This is a genomic window from Cryobacterium sp. M25, from assembly GCF_002929635.1.
GTDB lineage: Bacteria > Actinomycetota > Actinomycetes > Actinomycetales > Microbacteriaceae > Cryobacterium > Cryobacterium sandaracinum.
The window spans coordinates 17,181-31,721 of record NZ_PJJU01000051.1 but is presented as its reverse complement, the minus strand read 5'-3'; the positions used below and the strand labels follow the sequence as shown (position 1 = coordinate 31,721).

The 14,541-nt window shown below is 67.9% G+C and carries 17 protein-coding genes and 1 tRNA gene; 8 read left to right on the top strand and 10 right to left on the bottom strand.

The window, feature by feature from the left end:
- Positions 1–94 precede the first annotated feature (94 nt).
- Genes CXY81_RS08270 through CXY81_RS08260 form a run of 3 tightly spaced genes read right to left on the bottom strand, consistent with a single transcriptional unit; the run spans position 95 to position 2,019 of the window.
- On the bottom strand, positions 95–847 hold the full coding sequence (locus CXY81_RS08270) for an SGNH/GDSL hydrolase family protein (protein ID WP_104194567.1): 753 nt from the start codon (positions 845–847) through the stop codon (positions 95–97).
- A 49-nt stretch (positions 848–896) separates the two neighbouring features.
- On the bottom strand, positions 897–1,505 hold the full coding sequence (locus tag CXY81_RS08265) for a HEAT repeat domain-containing protein (RefSeq protein WP_104170378.1): 609 nt from the start codon (positions 1,503–1,505) through the stop codon (positions 897–899).
- A gap of 49 nt (positions 1,506–1,554) precedes the next feature.
- A complete protein-coding gene (locus CXY81_RS08260; protein WP_158252033.1) occupies positions 1,555–2,019 on the bottom strand; it encodes a GNAT family N-acetyltransferase in 465 nt (154 codons plus the stop codon).
- A 55-nt stretch (positions 2,020–2,074) separates the two neighbouring features.
- Between CXY81_RS08260 and CXY81_RS08255 the strand changes: the two genes are divergently transcribed.
- Genes CXY81_RS08255 through CXY81_RS08245 form a run of 3 tightly spaced genes read left to right on the top strand, consistent with a single transcriptional unit; the run spans position 2,075 to position 4,144 of the window.
- Positions 2,075–2,521 carry a MaoC family dehydratase N-terminal domain-containing protein gene (locus tag CXY81_RS08255; RefSeq protein WP_104194566.1) on the top strand — a complete coding sequence of 149 codons (447 nt, stop codon included), beginning with the start codon at positions 2,075–2,077 and terminating at the stop codon, positions 2,519–2,521.
- Complete coding sequence (locus tag CXY81_RS08250) at positions 2,518–2,952, top strand: MaoC/PaaZ C-terminal domain-containing protein (RefSeq protein WP_104100750.1); 435 nt, start codon at positions 2,518–2,520, stop codon at positions 2,950–2,952. The genes CXY81_RS08255 and CXY81_RS08250 overlap by 4 nt, the downstream gene beginning before the upstream one ends.
- A gap of 13 nt (positions 2,953–2,965) precedes the next feature.
- Complete coding sequence (locus CXY81_RS08245) at positions 2,966–4,144, top strand: UDP-N-acetylmuramate dehydrogenase (RefSeq protein WP_104194565.1); 1,179 nt, start codon at positions 2,966–2,968, stop codon at positions 4,142–4,144.
- 65 nt (positions 4,145–4,209) lie between these two features.
- On the opposite strand, the gene CXY81_RS08240 is transcribed toward CXY81_RS08245, so the two are convergent.
- The 6 genes from CXY81_RS08240 to CXY81_RS08220 form a co-directional block, all read right to left on the bottom strand.
- The gene (locus CXY81_RS08240) at positions 4,210–4,782 is read right to left on the bottom strand and encodes a tetraspanin family protein (RefSeq protein ID WP_104194564.1); all 573 of its coding nucleotides are present in this window, start codon (positions 4,780–4,782) and stop codon (positions 4,210–4,212) included.
- Entirely contained in the window at positions 4,782–6,113 is a 1,332-nt protein-coding gene (locus CXY81_RS08235) for a PspC domain-containing protein (RefSeq protein WP_104194563.1), read from the bottom strand. Before CXY81_RS08235 ends, CXY81_RS08240 begins: the two co-directional genes overlap by 1 nt.
- A 404-nt stretch (positions 6,114–6,517) precedes the next feature.
- A complete protein-coding gene (locus tag CXY81_RS08230; protein ID WP_104194562.1) occupies positions 6,518–7,411 on the bottom strand; it encodes an ABC transporter permease in 894 nt (297 codons plus the stop codon).
- Complete coding sequence (locus CXY81_RS17480; protein WP_369828360.1) at positions 7,408–7,584, bottom strand: hypothetical protein; 177 nt, start codon at positions 7,582–7,584, stop codon at positions 7,408–7,410. Before CXY81_RS17480 ends, CXY81_RS08230 begins: the two co-directional genes overlap by 4 nt.
- Complete coding sequence (locus CXY81_RS08225; protein ID WP_369828359.1) at positions 7,538–8,251, bottom strand: ABC transporter ATP-binding protein; 714 nt, start codon at positions 8,249–8,251, stop codon at positions 7,538–7,540. Before CXY81_RS08225 ends, CXY81_RS17480 begins: the two co-directional genes overlap by 47 nt.
- Positions 8,252–8,673: 422 nt before the next feature.
- On the bottom strand, positions 8,674–9,876 hold the full coding sequence (locus tag CXY81_RS08220) for a pyridoxal phosphate-dependent aminotransferase (RefSeq protein ID WP_104170384.1): 1,203 nt from the start codon (positions 9,874–9,876) through the stop codon (positions 8,674–8,676).
- A 171-nt stretch (positions 9,877–10,047) separates the two neighbouring features.
- On the opposite strand from CXY81_RS08220, the gene CXY81_RS08215 reads away from it, so the two are divergent.
- The 5 genes from CXY81_RS08215 to rplA all read left to right on the top strand — a co-directional run bounded on the left by CXY81_RS08215 (position 10,048) and on the right by rplA (position 12,874).
- Positions 10,048–10,120, top strand: a tRNA-Trp gene (locus CXY81_RS08215).
- 42 nt (positions 10,121–10,162) lie between these two features.
- Positions 10,163–10,438: a preprotein translocase subunit SecE gene (gene secE, locus CXY81_RS08210; protein ID WP_104170385.1), complete on the top strand. Its 276-nt coding sequence runs from the start codon at positions 10,163–10,165 to the stop codon at positions 10,436–10,438.
- A 134-nt stretch (positions 10,439–10,572) separates the two neighbouring features.
- Positions 10,573–11,556, top strand: coding sequence for a transcription termination/antitermination protein NusG (nusG, locus tag CXY81_RS08205; RefSeq protein WP_104170386.1), 984 nt, complete (start codon positions 10,573–10,575; stop codon positions 11,554–11,556).
- 103 nt (positions 11,557–11,659) lie between these two features.
- Entirely contained in the window at positions 11,660–12,091 is a 432-nt protein-coding gene (gene rplK / locus CXY81_RS08200; protein ID WP_104100758.1) for a 50S ribosomal protein L11, read from the top strand.
- Positions 12,092–12,184: 93 nt separating this feature from the next.
- Positions 12,185–12,874, top strand: coding sequence for a 50S ribosomal protein L1 (gene rplA / locus CXY81_RS08195; RefSeq protein ID WP_104170387.1), 690 nt, complete (start codon positions 12,185–12,187; stop codon positions 12,872–12,874).
- 74 nt (positions 12,875–12,948) lie between these two features.
- Here rplA and CXY81_RS08190 read toward each other — a convergent pair whose 3' ends face one another.
- The gene (locus CXY81_RS08190) at positions 12,949–14,508 is read right to left on the bottom strand and encodes an APC family permease (RefSeq protein ID WP_104170424.1); all 1,560 of its coding nucleotides are present in this window, start codon (positions 14,506–14,508) and stop codon (positions 12,949–12,951) included.
- Positions 14,509–14,541 lie beyond the last annotated feature (33 nt).

Below are 14,541 nucleotides of genomic sequence, written 5' to 3'. Positions count from 1 at the left end.
TTCTCCCTCGACTGAGACCTACATACATTGATGACTATCGATGCAATCTACCGCCGAAAATCGATCGCCGTCAATCCAAGCTGGCTCACTTGAATCAGGCTACATCGACCAGCTCCAGGGTGGGCCGCTTGGGCGGGCGGCCGTCTCCGGAGGAGCGTCCGGTGAGCCGGCGTCCGATCCACGGCAGCACGAACTCGCGGTAATACGCGGTCGTGCTCTGCACCTGCTCGTCGGCCGCGGCGGGCGCATCCAGCCACTCCACCGGAACCGGCACCCCCAGCTCGGCCAGCACGTTTGTGGCCACCCGGGTGTGCCCGAGCGCGTTGAGGTGCAGCTTGTCGACCGACCAGAACCGCTTGTGCTCCAGCTCGGAGTCGGCCCAATTGTCGACGAGCGTGACGCCCGGCCGGTCGAAGGCGGCGCGCGCGGCATCCGCCAGCTGATCGCCGCGCCGGCGCATCAGGTAGCCGAGCGGCAGGTGGTGCGAGGGATTGCCGCCACTGAGCACCAGCACGTGCACGCCCTGCGCCTCGGCCCGGTCGACGACCTGCCGCATCAGGTCGACCACATAGGGGATCTCGACCCGCGGCCGCATCACGTCGTTGCCGCCGCCGCAGATGCTGAGCAGGTCGGGGCCGAGCGCGAGCGCGGACTCCAGCTGCTCCGCCACGATCGGGCCGAGCAGCCGACCGCGCACGGCGAGGTTGGCGTAGGAGACGGGGTGGGCGGATGCCGCGGCGAGCCCGAGCGCGACCAGGTCGGCCCAGCCGCGCACCTGGCCGCCCGGCAGGTCGTCGCCGACGCCTTCGGTGAAACTGTCGCCCATGGCCACAAAGCGATGGAACATCCGGACCCCCCGTCTCGGTACTGTGTGTGTGTCCCGGTTCCGGGCTCGGCTACTCGCTCGGGTGGGTGTGCCGGGTTCCGTGGGTCTGCTCGGTGCCCTGGCCCTGCTCGACCGTAAGGTTCCACCGTGCGTTGAGCACGTCGCGGGCCTGCTGGGCCGCGCGGCGCACCTCTTTGTCGGGGTCGCGCAGACGCTGCACGATGGTGGCGAGGTGGTCGGCGGTGCCCTGGGCGGCCAGCGCGTGCAGGGCCGCGGCGCGCACGCGCGGAACCTCGTCGGTGGTCAGGCGCACCAGCTTGGGCGCCACCTCGAGGCCGCGCAGCAGGACGACCTTGGCGCACATCTCGCGCACCCGCCAAGCCTGGTTGTTCATGCCGACGACGATGTACGGTGCCGCCGTTTCGCCCCAGACGTAGAGCAGCGCACGGGCACCCCACAGCTCGGGCCAGTAGAGGGCGGGGGCACCTTCGAGGATGCCCAGGGCGTGGCGTCCGCCGGCGTAGAGCAGGAAGTCCTTGCCGGCGTTCTTGGCGCGGAGTAGCGCGACGGAATTGTCGATGACGGCCTGTTCGCCATAATGCGCGACGGCCGCATGGATGCGTTCGGCCGTGGGCAGGTCGATGGGAAGGTCGGGGTGTGGCTCTAATTTGTTAGGCATGACGTGTCTACGCTAGCAAGCGGGCGTGTCGCAGGCCAATGCCGGACTGTCAGGCGGGGCGTTCCGGGGAGGCAAACGTGCGCTCGAACCCGGTCGCGTTCTCGTAGATCCCGTAATTGCCGATCTCCCGGTAGCCGAGGCGCCGGTACAGCGCGAGCGCCTCCGGCTGCGCGTGGCCAGTCTCCAGGCGCAGGTGCCGGTAGCCGAATTGCTGCGCCACCTCCTCGAGGGCGGCGAGCAGGGCCACGGCGTGGCCCTGCCGGCGGTAGGCCGGGTTGGTCCACATCCGTTTCACCTCGCCGGTCGTCTCGCTCAGGCGACGGATGCCGCCACCCGCCACCGTCATGCCCCCATCGAGCAGCACGAGGAAGGTGCCGCTCGGCGGGGCGAAGGCATCCGCCGGCACGTCGTGCACCGAGTCGCCGTCGCCGTACCGCTCGTCATACTCCCGCGCCAGGTCGGCCAGGAGCGGGACCACCTCAGGGTCACCCAGACGCACGCGCTTGATCTTCACACCAGCCAGTCTGCCCGATGGCGCCGTCCCCGGCCGAGGCCGGTAAACTCGGCCTGTGTCTGTCAACCCCGAACTGCAGGGCCGGGTCTTCCCGCCCGTCGCCCCCTATCTCGTCGGCCGGGAGAAGGTGCGCGAGTTCTCCCGCGCGGTCTTTGCCACGAGTCCGATCAACCTCGACCCGGAACCCGCGCGCGCTGCGGGCTACGCCGACGTCGTCGCCCCGCCCACGTTCGCCGTGGTCGTTCAGGAGGCCACCCTGGCGCAGCTTCTGGCCGTCCCGGATGCCGGCATCGACTTCACCCGCGTCGTGCACGGAGACCAGCGGTTCACGTTCAGCCGCCCGATCGTGGCCGGTGACGAACTCACCGCCACGCTCCACGTGGGCGGCGTAAAGAGCCTCGGCGGCCACTCCATGGTGACGGCCGTGTCAACCATCGTCGACGCCGCCGGCGCGCACGTCGTGACCGCGACCTCCACCCTCGTCGTCAGGGGAGACGAATGACCATCATCGCTACGCCCCGCCTCGCCGACCTGACCGTCGGAGACGTCGTCGCCGAAGGCACGTTCCCGCTCACGCGCGACTCCCTCGTGCACTACGCCGGGGCATCCGGAGACTTCAACCCCATCCACTACCGCGACGACGTGGCCGTGTCCGTGGGACTGCCCGGCGTGCTCGCGCACGGCATGCTCACCATGGGCTTCGCCGTTCAGCCGGTCGTCGCCTGGGTCGGCGACCCCGGCCGCATCGTGGACTATCAGGTGCGGTTCACCCGCCCCGTGCTCGTGCCGGCCGACGGCGCGGCGGTCGTGACCGTGGTCGCCAAGGTCGGCGCCATCGACACGGATGCCGGCGTCGCCCGCATCGACCTCATCGTGTCGTCGGGCGAGGTGACTGTGCTGGGCAAGGCGCAGGCACGCGTGCGCCTGGTCTGAGTGGTCGTTCCCGATGACGAGCCCCGCTGCCTCCGCGCCGACCTTTGCCGACCTGACCACCATGGGCGTCGGCGGCCCTGCCGCCCGGATGGTGTCGCCCGCCACCGAGCAGGACCTTGTCGACCAGACCCTGATCGTGTGGGCCTCGGGCGATGAGTGGCTGCTGCTCGGCGGCGGATCGAACACGATCGTGGCCGACGAGGGCTTCGACGGTACGGTGATCCGGGTGCTGACCCGCGGGGTGGACGTTGTCTCGGCTTCCTCTCCCGCGTCCCCTTCGCCGTCTGATCACCCGGACCGGCTGGTGCTGCGAGTGCAGGCCGGCGAGCCCTGGGACGAGCTGGTGGCCTACACCGTGGCGCAGGGCTGGTCCGGTATCGAGGCACTCTCCGGCATCCCCGGTTCGACCGGGGCCTCCCCGGTTCAGAACATCGGCGCCTACGGCCAGGAACTCGGCAACAGCCTGGCTGCCATCGACTTCCTCGACTACGACAGTGGCGAACGGCGACGGATGGAGGCTGGCGAGCTCGAACTGGGCTACCGCACCTCGGCTCTGAAACAGGGGCTCCGCGGTCTGGTGATCGCGGTCGAATTGAACCTGCACGACACGCAGAGCGAGGCATCCGTTCTCGGCGGCGCGCTCAGCCGGCCGGTGTCCTACCCGCAGCTCGCGAGCGCACTCGGCGTGCAGCTGGGCGACCGGGTGCCGCTCGCGCAGCTGCGGGGCGCCGTCCTGGCCCTGCGCGCCGGGAAGGGCATGGTGCTCGACCCGAATGACGCCGACACCCGCAGCGCCGGCTCCTTCTTCACCAATCCGATCGTGTCGCTGGCGTTTTCGCGCACATTGCCGGACGCCGTGCCCCGCTGGCCGCTCGGCGAGCAGGAACTGCCCGACCGGGTGATCCCGCTCGACGAGTATGCCGGCGTCGGACCGATCCCCGGGGAGCGGTCCGTGCCGCTCGTGAAGCTGAGCGCCGCCTGGCTGATCGAGCACTCCGGGATCTCGCGCGGCTTCCGGCTGCCGGGCTCCCGCGCCGCGATCTCCAGCAAGCACACCCTTGCGCTGACCAACACTGGCGGGGCCACCGCCGACGAGATCGCGCAGCTCGCCCGGCTGGTGGAGGCTCGCGTGCAGTCCGAGTTCGGCGTGATCCTGCAGCCCGAGCCCGTGCTCGTCGGCCTCGACGCCTAGCGCGGCCCGCGCCGCTCTCGCGGGCCTGAAGCCGTCAAACCGGGGTGTGAGCGCGGGCGGGGGCATCAGCCGGCGCGGCGGAGCGCGGCGATGATGCCGACCACGATGAGCAGGAGTCCGATCACGATCACGCCGCCGAGCAGCCAGAGCGTGGGATCGGCGGGAGCAGGCACCAGCACCCCGAGCAGCACGTAGCCGGCCAGGGCGAGCAGGATCACTCCCCAGACGATCGTGCTGAACAGGGGGCGGCGGAGGGGTCGCACGGATGCCTCGGGGTACGCCGGTTCGGCGGCGGCGGCGGTCGGGGCCGCGGCGCGGGCCGTCGGCACCGGCGCGACCGGAAACGGCGGGTCCGAGGCGAGAAACGCCGGTGCCGTCGCTGGCGGCTCGACGGAGGGCTCCATCGCGTAGTCGGGGATGGGGCTCGGATAGGCGACCGTGTGAGCCGGGGCTGCACGGGTGGTCTCAACCTCCACCTCGTGACCGCTCTCCCCATGGCCCTCGGGCTCGGCGGGCGCGGGGCCAGGTGATGCCGTCACGGACGTGACGGCATCCGTGGGCTGATCGTCGAGCGGCCGGGCGAACGGCGGGTTCGGCGGCTCGTTCGGCAGCTGGTTCGGGTCGGGGGTCGTGGTCATCAGGGTTCCAGACGCGAGGGGCCGACGACGGTGACCTGGCCGAGCACCGTCCAGACGCGGACGCGGGCCACGGTGCCGGTGCCGTCGTCGTTGAAGGTACGCGAGTCAGAGTAGAAGGCGCCGCCCTGCTGCACGGCGACCGAGCCGCCGACGTAGTCGATCCCGCCGGCCAGCGCATTCGTCTCCACCAGCACGGCCCGGCCGCGGGGCAGGATCAGCTCGGTGACGCCCACGCCCATCCAGATATCGATCGTGCGGTCCTCCACGCTCGCCGCGTTGAGGGCGGTGAGATCGATGGTGGCCCGGCCGGAGAGCACGGCATACCCCGGGGGAGCAGCGTCGGCATCGGCGCTGACCGTCCAGACCGGGATGCCGACCAGGAAGAACGCGGTGCCGCTCGGGAATAGGCCCAGCAGCACCAGGGCCACCGCCGCGAGGAAGGCGAACCCACCCAGGGCGCCGCTCTGCTTTCCGCGAATGCCCGACACGATGATGCCAACGGCCAGCACCCCCAGCGTGACGGCCAGGCCCAGCACCAGCGCGGCATCCGACCAGTTGCCGCCCGACCACACACCGGCGGCGACCGCGCCGCAGAGCAATGCCGACCCGAGAACGATCGCGCTGAAGCCGGCTCCGGGGCGAAGGTCGCGCCAGGAGCCGCGTCCGGGTGGTGGCGCGGCAGGGCCGCCGACGGTGACGGCGCCGCCGGCTGTGCCGGCTGTCCCGGAGCTGCCCGCTGCTTCGGCGGGCTGCATCGCCCCAAAAGCGACACCGGCCCCGATGGCTTCCGCGGCGGTGCTGTGCGGGTACCCGCCGGCCGGCGCCGTGGTGCGTCGGGCCAGGAAGAACACCAGCCAGATGAGCCCGATCGTCACCCCGACGCTCCAGCCCACCGCGAGTGTGGTCTCCAGCCAGTCGGGCAGCACGGCCGCCGGGCTCTGCCACCACAGGCTGCGCGTGTACGAGGCGAAGCTGATGCCCACCAGCGCGATGATCCCGATCATGACGGGCGGGAAGATGCCGCGAACGGCCTGTTCGGCATGGATGTGACCGGTCGGATCGGGCAGGAGAGCCCAGCCGACCGCGTACGTGAACAGAACCGGACCGCCGAGGACGCCCAGCGCAATGGTCACAACTCGCACCAGCGTGGGGTTCAGCCCAGCTCGCAGTGCGACTCCGCCGCAGACGCCGGCCAGCCAGCGGTCGCTCCCGCGCACGATCCCCGTGGAACGGATTGCGGCGAAGAAGTCGTTGCTCCCGTCGGAGGGGGTGGGGGGAGTGCCGGGCCCCGCGGCCGACGGCGTCGTCTGGCTCTCGGGTGCGTCGGTCATGTTGCCAGTGTGCTCGCGGTGGCCCGAGCCGACAATGCCGGGTGTCGTTCGGTGAGTGAGCCCTGATGGCTGCGGGCGATGGGGGTTCGCGGCTCGGGGTTCCGAGGAGGTTGTTCTGGAGGCCGACGCAGGCGCGCAGTGGACCGCGACGCGGGATGGACGTGCGCTGCAAACGCCATGTCGGTCGAGTCTGGGTCCTGCCGCAACTCGTCCCGAACGAATTCGACGGAGATTTCACTCTGAACAGCGCGTTTGGGCTCAAAAACGGGTGTTTGGCCCAAAATCTCCGTCGAATTGGTTCGACGCCGGGCCCGGTGCTCATCCTGTGATGAACAGTGTCCACGCGGTGCGGTCAGCTCTGACCTTCCGGGAGCGACACAACAAGCCGTTCAGGACTCACGCTCCTAGGTGTCCTTGCGGATCCAGCGAAACGTGACCCGGCTGAGCACGAGCCCCACCACCAGCCAGATGAGCAGGCTCAGCGCGATCAGCGGAAAGTCCCAGGAACCGCTCTGCTCAAGGTTCGCGAAGCTGTCGGGCAGGAACACTCCGCGCATGCCCTGCGCCATCCACTTCAGTGGGAATACGCTGGCCGCGTTCTGCATCCAGTCGGGCAGCAGGTAGAACTGCAGGTAGACGCCGGAGATGAACTGCAGGATCAGCACGATGGGGATGACCACCGCGGTGGCGCTCTTGCCGGAGCGCGGCAGGGCGGAAAGCGCGATGCCGAGGAAGGCGCTCGTGATGATCCCGAGCAGGAACACCCAGCCGAAGGTCAGCAATTTCGCGGGGTCGGATGGCAGGTCGATGCCGAGCAGGACGCGGGCCACCAGGATCAGCAGCGCCGCCTGGAAGATGCCGGTAACCAACACCTGCCCGGTCTTGCCGATGAAGTAACCGAGTGGCGAGAGCGGGGTGCCCCCGAGCCGTTTGAGCGTACCGTCGCCCTTCTCCCCGGCGATGTCCACGGCGAGGTTCTGCACCCCCGAGAGCAGCATGCCCGCGGCGAGCATTCCGGGCAGGTAGTAGGCGCCGACGCTGATGCCGCCGGTGCCGTCCGGCGCAGTGCCGATTTTGCCGGAGGAGCCGAACGCGGCCGTGAAGATGGCCAGCATGATGAGCGGGAACAGGAAGGTGAAGAACACGCTGTCCGTGGTACGGAAATACATCCGGGTCTCGGAGCCGGCCCGGGAGAAGCCCACCCGCAGCACCGTGACCAGCCCGATGCTCGGTCGCGGCGCTGAAGCCGTGGCGGTCGTCGTTGTGCCGGTGCCGGTGCCGGTGTCGACGGTGCTCATGCGAGCAACTCCGTGTCGTCATCGAGGAGGTCCACCGACTTCGCGTCGGCGTCGGCGTCGTCGCTCGGCGCCCGGTTGCCGCGCACCAGGCCGAGGTAAATGTCCTCCAGGCTGGGCCGGATCAACTCAAGCTCGGCCGGCTCGGCACCGGATGCCGCCACGAGCTCGGCCACGAGGCGCGCCGGTTCCGGTGTGCGTTTTTTCCCGGAGCACCCCGGACGGTTCCCGCCAGCGCACGAGCGGCACCCACGCATCCGCCCCGCCGATCTCGTTGATGGCGCCGATGTCGATCAGGAGCCCGTCGTTGATCACGCCGGCCCGGTCGCCCAGTTGCGCGGCCTCGTCGGGGTAGTGGGTGGTGAGCAGGATGGTCGTGCCGTCGGCCTTGAGCCGGCGCACGAGGTCCCAGAATTGGTGCCGTGCCTCGGGGTCGAAGCCCGTGGTGGGCTCGTCCAGGAACAGGAGTTCCGGCCGGCCGATGATGCCCAGTGCCACGTCGACGCGGCGCGGCTGCGGGTAGAGGCCGGCGAAGTGGGTGAGCTGCTCGGTGACGGTGACGTTGCCGCTTTCCCCGGTGGACTGCAGCACGATGCCGAGGCGCGACTTCCAGGCGAGGCCGCCGCGCTGCGGGTCGACGCCGAGCGCGCTCACCTCGCCCGCGGTGCGGTCGCGGTAGCCCTCGTGGATCTCGATCGCGGTGCTTTTCCCGGCCCCGTTCGGGCCGAGGAGGGCGAAGGTCTCACCGGCCTCGATATTGAAGCTGATCCCACGAATCGCCTCAAAGCCTCCGTAGGACTTGTGCAGGTCGCTCACGCACACGGCCGAGGGAGAAAGTTTCATGAGAAAAGAGTCCCATGCCCGGCCTCTCGGTGGAAGCGTCGGCGTTTCGGTGGCGAACCTGACCCGTCCAGCCACGACGGCCCAGGTGCGCGGCTATGCGCCCTGCCAGGGCTCCCTCCTGGTGGGGCGAAGTAATCCATGCGTGACGACGATGACGCGGACCTTCGACGCCGATGTGCACCTCCACCCGCTCGGAGAGCGAGAACGGCAGCGGAATGCCGACGATCAGGGCGGCGGTGTGATGACTGAGGAAGGCGCCGGGTGGCATCCGTCGCAGGATGGCGGTGCGGCGCTCGAGCGTGGACAGGGTGCCGGAGATTGTCCACAGCCCCGGCCGAACCGACAGGAAGTGGGGGGCAGGAGGGCTTCTGACCCCCCCCCCAAAGCTGTCGGTTCACCGGCGAGCCGTTTGGCGCGCTGCGCTAGGCGAACAGCCGCTGGAGGCGCTGCACGCCCTCGAGCAGGGCCGCGTCGCCGAGCGCGTAGGAGAAGCGCAGGTAGCCGCTGGGGCCGAACGCCTCGCCGGGCACGACGGCCACCTCGGCCTGGTCCAGGATAAGATCGGCCAACTCCAGGGAGGTGGTCGGGGTGACGCCGCCCCAGGTGCGTCCGAGCAGGCCGGTGACGTCGGGGTAGACGTAGAACGCCCCCTGCGGCGTCGGCGTGACGATGCCGGGGATCGTGTTCAGCTCGGCGACGATGACCTGTCGGCGGCGGTCGAAGGCATCCCGCATGGCGATCGCGGCATCCTGAGGGCCGTTGAGTGCGGCGATGCCGGCGCGCTGGGAGATGTTCGACACGTTCGACGACAGGTGCGACTGCAGGTTGGCGGCGGCCTTCATCGCGTCCTGCGGGCCGACCATCCAGCCGAGCCGCCAGCCGGTCATCGCGTAGGTCTTGGCGACGCCGTTGACCAGGATGGTGCGGTCGGCCAGCGCGGGGACGGCCTCGACGATCGAGATCGCACGCACGCCGTCATACGTGAGGTTCTGGTAGATCTCGTCGCTGACGATCCAGAGGCCGTGTTCCTCGGCCCACTCGCCGATGGCCTTCGTCTGCTCGGGGGAGTAGACGGCTCCGGTGGGGTTGGACGGCGACACGAACAGCAGCACCTTGGTGCGCGGCGTGCGCGCCGCCTCGAGCTGCTCGACGGTGACGAGGTAGCTCTGGTCACTGCCGGCGAAGACGTCGACCTGCACGCCGCCGGCCAGCCGGATCGACTCCGGGTAGGTGGTCCAGTACGGCGTGGGCACGAGCACCTCATCGCCCGGGTCGAGCAGCGTGGCGAAAGCCTGGTAGACGGCCTGCTTGCCGCCGTTGGTGACGACCACCTGGCTGGGCGAAATCGCCAAGCCGCTGTCACGGAGCGTTTTGGCCGCAATGGCCTCGCGCAGGTCGGGCAGCCCGGCCGCCGGGGTGTACCGGTGGTTCTTCGGGTCGCGGACCGCCAGTAGGGCGGCTTCGACGATGTGCTCCGGGGTGGGGAAATCAGGCTCGCCCGCGGCGAAACTGATGACCGGCCGGCCGGCGGCCTGCAGGGCCTTCGCCTTGCCGTCCACCTTGAGGGTCGCGGACTCCGCAATGGAGCCGATTCGGGTAGAGATGCGCTTGGATTCGTGGGCCACGCTTCGAGCATACGGGGCTGCCTCGTTCTGCTGGGGCTGTCTCGGCTTTACAGTGGCCCCCGGGTGACCTAGACTCGATGAGGTAATTCAATTCTGCCATGCTTCTTTGCGCCCGCTTGTCGGTTCATTCCGGGGTCCGAGTGTATCGAGGTAGTCTGAATTTCGTTCCATAGGGTGGTGGCTCAATTGGTAGAGCAGCGGTCTCCAAAACCGCAGGTTGCAGGTTCGAGTCCTGTCCGCCCTGCAAGTCGGTGGCATTCCGTCGGCACATGAAAGGTGTAATCAGGTGGCCCGAAAAGTTGTCGACGAACCCAGTGAGGAAATCGTCGCAAACGCGAAACTCGCGCTCGATTCCAAGCGCGGTCCTTTCGCTCGGATGTCCCTGTTCATCAAGCAGGTCATGGCGGAGCTCCGCAAGGTCGTCACCCCCACCCGCAAAGAACTCCTCAGCTACACGGGTGTGGTGCTGGTATTCGTTGTCATCATGATGGCCATCGTTTCCGCCTTCGACTGGGTGTTCGCGCTCGCCGTCACGTACGTGTTCGGAACGCCGGGCGGGTAGACAGTTTCCGGTGCCGCATCCGCACCCAGCGGCCGCAGCCACGCATCAGTGAAGAAGAGTCACTGCAGAATTCAGGGCAAACGCTGTTTGGGTCACGGTTTCGTGCCCATGCAATAGAAAAGGATTGAAATTTAGTGACTGACACGAATCACGACGATGTCGACTGGGCCACCGCCGCCGAGCAGTCCTCCACCGAGGACGAGGCGCAGGACGGCAACACCCTCGCCGCTGAAGAAGACTCCGTAGAGGCTGCCGAGCAGGTCGCCGTGCACGTGTTCGACCCGAGCATGGGCGTCGAAGTCAACCTCGACGCCGCGCTCGACGCGTTGGCCGAGCCCGTTGACCCCGACGCCGACGATCTCGTCGACGAGGCCCTCGACATCGATTCCGCCGTCGAGGCCGAGGCCGCCGTCGAGGCCGTGGAAGACGAAGACGAAGTGGCAGTCGAGGCTGAAGAGGCAACGGATGTCGATGCCGAGACCGCCGAGGACGAGACCCCCGAAGACCCCTACGAAGAATTCCGTAAGGAACTGCGCTTCCAGCCCGGCAAGTGGTTCGTCATTCATTCCTATGCCGGCTTCGAACGCCGCGTGAAGTCGAACATCGAGAACCGCAAGCAGTCGATGGCCATGGAAGATTTCATCTACCAGGTCGAGGTTCCGATGGAAGACGTCGTCGAGATCAAGAACGGCCAGCGCAAGATGGTCACCCGCGTGCGCATCCCCGGCTACGTGCTCGTTCGCATGGACCTCAACGAAGACAGCTGGTCCGTGGTGCGTCACACGCCCGGCGTCACCGGATTCGTCGGCAACGCGCACAACCCCACGCCGCTTCGCTTTGAGGAAGCCTTCGGCATGCTGAAGAGCCTCGTCGAGATCCAGGACGTCCCCACCGCCAAGACCGGCGGACACGGCGGCAAGGTCCCGACCCGCGCCCTCCCTGCCGAGATCGACTACGAGATCGGCGAGACGATCACGATCAAGGAAGGCTCGTTCGCGGGCCTGCCCGGATCGATCAGCGAGATCAAGGCGGAAAGCGGCAAGCTCATCGTGCTGGTTTCCCTCTTCGAGCGCGAAACCCCGGTCGAGCTCAGCTTCGACCAGGTCACCAAGCTCTAAAGGGTCTGAACACCCTCCCCACGGATTCAAGTTCACCGGGGCCCGTCCGGGCCACCGGGAGAGCGGCCCCTGGCTGCTCGTCATTACAAAGTAAGGAAGAATAATGGCACCGAAGAAGAAGGTAACCGGTCTGATCAAGCTTCAGATCAAGGCCGGCGCCGCCAACCCCGCACCGCCCATCGGGCCGGCGCTGGGTCAGCACGGCGTCAACATCATGGAATTCTGCAAGGCGTACAACGCTCAGACGGAATCCCAGCGCGGCAACGTCATCCCGGTGGAAATCACCGTCTACGACGACCGTTCATTCACTTTCATCCTGAAGACCCCGCCGGCGGCGGAGCTCATCAAGAAGGCGGCCGGCGTCGCCAAGGGCAGTGGAACCCCGCACACCGTCAAGGTTGCGAAGCTCACCCAGGCCCAGGTCCGCGAGATCGCCGAGGCCAAGATGGTTGACCTCAACGCGAACGACCTCGACGCAGCGTCGAAGATCATCGCCGGCACCGCCCGCTCCATGGGCATCACGGTCGAGGCCTAAACACCTCCCCCAGGCATCCCGCCACAAGCAGTACGTGGAAGAGCCAGCCAGGCTCGCACCACACTCTCAATTTCGTTTTACAGGAGATTCAACATGGCACAGAAGTCAAAGGCCTACCGGGCCGCGGCCGAGAAGATCGACGCAGACAAGCTCTACACCCCGTCCGAGGCCGTCACCCTGGCCCGGGAGACCGGCTCCTCGAACTTCAACTCGACCGTCGAGGTCGCCCTCAAGCTCGGCGTCGACCCTCGCAAGGCTGACCAGATGGTTCGCGGTACCGTGATTCTTCCTCACGGCACCGGTCGCACCGCCCGCGTCATCGTCTTCGCAACGGGCCCCGCGGCCGAAGCGGCAATCGCGGCCGGTGCCGACGAGGTCGGTGGCGACGAGCTCATCGAGAAGGTGGCCGCCGGCTACACCTCGTTCGACTCCGCCGTCTCGACCCCGGAGCTCATGGGCAAGGTCGGTCGTCTCGGTAAGGTTCTCGGCCCGCGCGGCCTCATGCCGAATCCGAAGACCGGAACCGTGACGCCTGACGTCGCGCGCGCCGTGTCCGACATCAAGGGCGGAAAGATCGCGTTCCGCGTCGACAAGCACGCCAACGTGCAGTTCGTCGTCGGCAAGGTGTCCTTCACCGCCGAGCAGCTGAATGAGAATATCAGCGCCGCTCTCGAGGAGATCGTTCGCCTCAAGCCCAGCTCCTCCAAGGGCCGCTACATCATGAAGGGTGCCGTTTCGACCACGTTCGGCCCCGGCATCGCTCTCGATGTGAACAGCATCTAGTCAGTTCCACCGCAGCCCGGCTGCACCAGGAAGGGCCCGTCGAAAGACTGGGCCCTTCCCTCGTTAACGGATGCTCACTCGCTGGCCATCGTGGGGCGTGCGTCTCTGCGTGCGGGGTCGTCCCGATCGGTGTTCTGCGGGTGCGCGCGAAGCATCGCGGCGACCGCGATCGCGTCGCCCTCCGGCTGGTGCGAGGTGGTGTGCGGCTTCGCGATGAAGAGGTAGAGCAGGCCGCTGCCCATCACTACAGCCAAACCGATCAGCACGATCCAGTCGTCGAGGAACACCCCGGTCGTGCCCGGGCGCGCCAGCAGGATCATGGCGGAGATCCCGTAGGCCAGGGCAAAGATGTTCACGATGAACCCGAGAGGTCCCAGGCTGAACGGCCCGGCCGGACGCCACCCCTTGAACCGCTGGCGGAGCGCGGCCAGAACCACGGCCTGGAACGCGACATAGATGCCGAGCACCGCGAAGGCCGTGATCTGGGTCAGGATCGTGCTGCCGCCCAGGTAGATCAGAACGCAGAGCAACAGCGGGATCGTGGACGCGACGATCAGTGCGTTGACCGGCACTGCCGTGCGCGGGGACACCTGGCCCAGCCAGGTCTTGCCGGGGACCATCCCGTCTCGTGCGAAAGAGAAGATCAGGCGGCTGGCCGCGGCCTGCAGGCTGAGCACGCAGGACAGGAAGGCCGTGATCGCCACTATGAGGAACAGCGTGGCACCGACCGTGCCGAGGGTCGCGTCCAGGATCGCGGGGATCGGGTCGATGTCTGTCCCGTCGACCACGGCCTGCAGGTCCGGTGCGGCCAGGACGTACCCGCCGAACGAGAACAGGGCGGAGACGCCGCCGACCAGGATGGTGAGTATCATGGCCCGGGGGATACCTCTGGCCGGGTCGGGCACCTCCTCGGCCACGTCGCCGCAGGCTTCGAAGCCGTAGAACAGGAACAGTCCGGCAAGCGCGGCCCCGAGGAACGCGGCGGCGTAACTGCCGTCACCCTCGACGCCCAGGGTGTCGAAGAAGACGCTGAACTCCTGCTTGCGCTGGAAAAGGAGTAGGTAGAGGCCGAGACCGATCACGCCGATCAATTCGGCAGCGAGTCCGATCCGGGCCGCGCGGGCCAGCATCTTCGTGCCGGAGAAGTTGAACGCGAAGGCCACGACGAGAAAGAGCACCGAGAGCCCGAGCGTGACCTCTTTGGTGACGGGCGCGTTGATCAGGCTGGCGAGGAACCCGCTGCCGAATTCCGCGACGGCGGTGATTGTGACGAGCATCGCCCAGACGTAGACCCAGGCGGTCATCCATGCGTACCTCTTGCCCCAGAGACGACGTGTCCACGGGTAGATACCGCCCGCGATCGGGTACTGGGACACCACCTCGCCGAAGACCAGTGCCACCAGCAGCTGGCCGGTGCCCACGATCACCAGCCAGAAGATCGAGGGTGGCCCGCCCGTGCTCAGGGCCAGGGCGAACAGCGAGTAGACGCCGACGAGTGGCGAGAGGTAGGTGAAGCCAAGGGCGAAATTGCCCCAGAGCGACATCGAACGATGGAAGGTGTCTTCGTAGCCGAGGGCCTCGAGGTGCTCGGCGTCGCCGAGCCCTTTCCTCTGGGATGACGCGTGTGATGACATGGGAACCTTTCCGATCGAGCCGGAGAGCGAGAA

What these genes read in the sequence shown, in the direction of transcription:
- CXY81_RS08190 (WP_104170424.1), bottom strand. Translation starts at nt 14,508, where the DNA reads ATGTCATCACACGCGTCATCCCAGAGGAAAGGGCTCGGCGACGCCGAG.
- CXY81_RS08250 (WP_104100750.1), top strand. Translation starts at nt 2,518, where the DNA reads ATGACCATCATCGCTACGCCCCGCCTCGCCGACCTGACCGTCGGAGAC.
- rplK (WP_104100758.1), top strand. Translation starts at nt 11,660, where the DNA reads ATGGCACCGAAGAAGAAGGTAACCGGTCTGATCAAGCTTCAGATCAAG.
- CXY81_RS08235 (WP_104194563.1), bottom strand. Translation starts at nt 6,113, where the DNA reads ATGACCGACGCACCCGAGAGCCAGACGACGCCGTCGGCCGCGGGGCCC.
- CXY81_RS08265 (WP_104170378.1), bottom strand. Translation starts at nt 1,505, where the DNA reads ATGCCTAACAAATTAGAGCCACACCCCGACCTTCCCATCGACCTGCCC.
- rplA (WP_104170387.1), top strand. Translation starts at nt 12,185, where the DNA reads ATGGCACAGAAGTCAAAGGCCTACCGGGCCGCGGCCGAGAAGATCGAC.
- CXY81_RS08245 (WP_104194565.1), top strand. Translation starts at nt 2,966, where the DNA reads ATGACGAGCCCCGCTGCCTCCGCGCCGACCTTTGCCGACCTGACCACC.
- CXY81_RS08230 (WP_104194562.1), bottom strand. Translation starts at nt 7,411, where the DNA reads ATGAGCACCGTCGACACCGGCACCGGCACCGGCACAACGACGACCGCC.
- CXY81_RS08225 (WP_369828359.1), bottom strand. Translation starts at nt 8,251, where the DNA reads ATGAAACTTTCTCCCTCGGCCGTGTGCGTGAGCGACCTGCACAAGTCC.
- CXY81_RS08240 (WP_104194564.1), bottom strand. Translation starts at nt 4,782, where the DNA reads ATGACCACGACCCCCGACCCGAACCAGCTGCCGAACGAGCCGCCGAAC.
- CXY81_RS08270 (WP_104194567.1), bottom strand. Translation starts at nt 847, where the DNA reads ATGTTCCATCGCTTTGTGGCCATGGGCGACAGTTTCACCGAAGGCGTC.